The following is a 2,081-nucleotide window of genomic DNA, read 5'->3' as shown; positions in this document are numbered from 1 at the left end:
GTGTTCCTGGCCGGCTTTGAACAGATGAGACGTCAGCAGCGCGCCGTTTAATTCGACGGTGGCGAGGTGGCCGCCTTTGCCGTGGTTGAACACCAAGCGGTTGTTGTCCGGTAGGCGCAGGTGTTGAAGCTGGCCGCAGGCGTCGTAGCCGTAGCGCAAGGTGCCCCAGCCCTGGTGTTCGGCGGTGAGGCGGTTTTGGCTATCGTATTCGTAGGCGAGCGCCCAGTGGCCGTCGTCGACGCTGAGGAGGTTGCCCTGACGGTCGTAGGCATATTCAACAAGGCTACCGTCGGGCAGGGTTTTTCTGACGAGGCGTCCGGCGTGGTCTCGCTCGTAACGGGTAACGAGCTGACTACCATCGTCACCGTGTTCGGTCTTTTCCTGCAGGTTGCCGTTGAGGTCGTAGACGTAGGCCGTACGCTGCCCATCAAACCTGGTTTCCTGCTGGATCAGTCCGTTGGGATGATAAGCAAGTCGGTAGGTCTCGCCGACTTCGTTTTCGATCTCGGTCAGCAATAACCGCACGTTGTCGTAGCGGTAGTTGACCTGAGTGCCATCAGCGTTGATGCGCCGACTGATCAGGTGCAACCCGTCGGCGTATTCGTAGCGGGTGACGTGGCCCAGTTCGTCGCGTTCGGCGGTGATTTTTCCGTAGGGGTTGTAGCTGTATTCCCGACACGCCCCACCGGGCAGCACCACGCGAACCAAGCGACCCACGCTGTCCCACTGATACTGGGTCAGCGCGCCATGCTCATCCTCGCGCGCCACCTGACGGCCAAGATCGTCATAGCGATACCGCTTGATCCCGCCATTGGGCAGCTGCTCCTCAACCAGTTGCCCCCGCTCATTCCACACCAGCCGCTGACAACTGTGATCCGGGTACCAAACCCCAACCAGTTGCCCGTATTTGTCGTAGCTGTAATCCGTAACATGTCCGTCGGGATCGATCTTACGAATGACGTCGCCCTGGTCGTTACGCTCGTACTTCCAGACCGCCAGACCCCGCCTTACAACCCGTACGAAGCCATTGTCATGCTCGTAGGTTGTTGGCTCATCATCCCCGGGAAACAACGCCACCAAGTGTCCGGCGTCGTCGTACTGATACGCCGTCACCGCCCCCAGCGGATCCTGCTCAACCGTCAGCCGGCCTTTAGCGTCGTAGGATTTGAAATGCTGGGCACCGTCCGGATCAATCCGCTGCACCAGCCGCGCCCGGTCGTCATGGACATACACTTCCTGACTGCCATCGGCGTTGTGCAGCGTGACACGGCCGTCGTCCCCCCAGACATACCGCGTATCCATCTGGGAAAAACTGGCCCAATGCCGCACACATCGCGCAGCCTTGCCCGCCCGTTCCCATTCCCAAAAGAAACTCGCCCCACCGGCCAGTCCACGTTCAAGAATCACGTGCTGATCGTCGTAGCGATAAACCTCGCTTTCACCTACCGCATTGGTCGCCGAGACCAGTCGGCCAGCATCGTCATAGGCGTAGGAAACAATGCTCTGCTCAGTAATCCAGACATACGGACCACGGTCTTCGGCCCGCTGCACCTGGTAGTCCACCGCGACGATGCGGCCCGACGCATAGCGCAGGAACAGCGCGCACCCCGCACCGTTATCCAGCCGCTCGATACGCCCCAGAAAATCCCGAGAAATCCGCAGCCGGTTGTCGTACGCGTTGCTGATCGAGACCAGCACACCGTCGCGAAAGTGATAAAACCGCGACGCCTGGGCCAGCACCAGTTCATCCGGCGACGCGCCCAAATAGATCGCGGCTTCGGCCAAACTATTGGTGATTGCTGGCCGAGCAACAGTCGGCATCGGAAACGAAGTACTGCGGTTCTCATGGTCCGTCCACACCACCGAATCGCCCGACACCGCAAGCCGATGCGCCAGCGAATGACTCCAGCCAAACCCCAACCCGCCATCCACTTCCACCGCACTGGTGCGATACAGCCGGGTCCACTCGAACGGCAAGATCCCGTCTAAAACACCATCGGTGAGGGTGAGCAATTCCTCCCCGGTAACCATCGACACCGGGCAGCCGTTGGTGACGGTCTTATCCGAAGGGGCCGCCGCAT

At 60.3% G+C, this 2,081-nt stretch carries 1 protein-coding gene; it reads right to left on the bottom strand.

The annotated features are described in order from the left end of the window. On the bottom strand, positions 1 to 2,081 hold a 2,081-nt coding region (locus tag V3W40_RS34520; RefSeq protein ID WP_330216543.1), incomplete at both ends, for a DUF6531 domain-containing protein.

The organism is Pseudomonas sp. AM8, from assembly GCF_036346475.1.
GTDB classification, from domain to species: domain Bacteria; phylum Pseudomonadota; class Gammaproteobacteria; order Pseudomonadales; family Pseudomonadaceae; genus Aquipseudomonas; species Aquipseudomonas marginalis.
The sequence above is the reverse complement of the archived record's forward strand: the minus strand, read 5'-3'. Positions and strand labels throughout refer to the sequence as shown.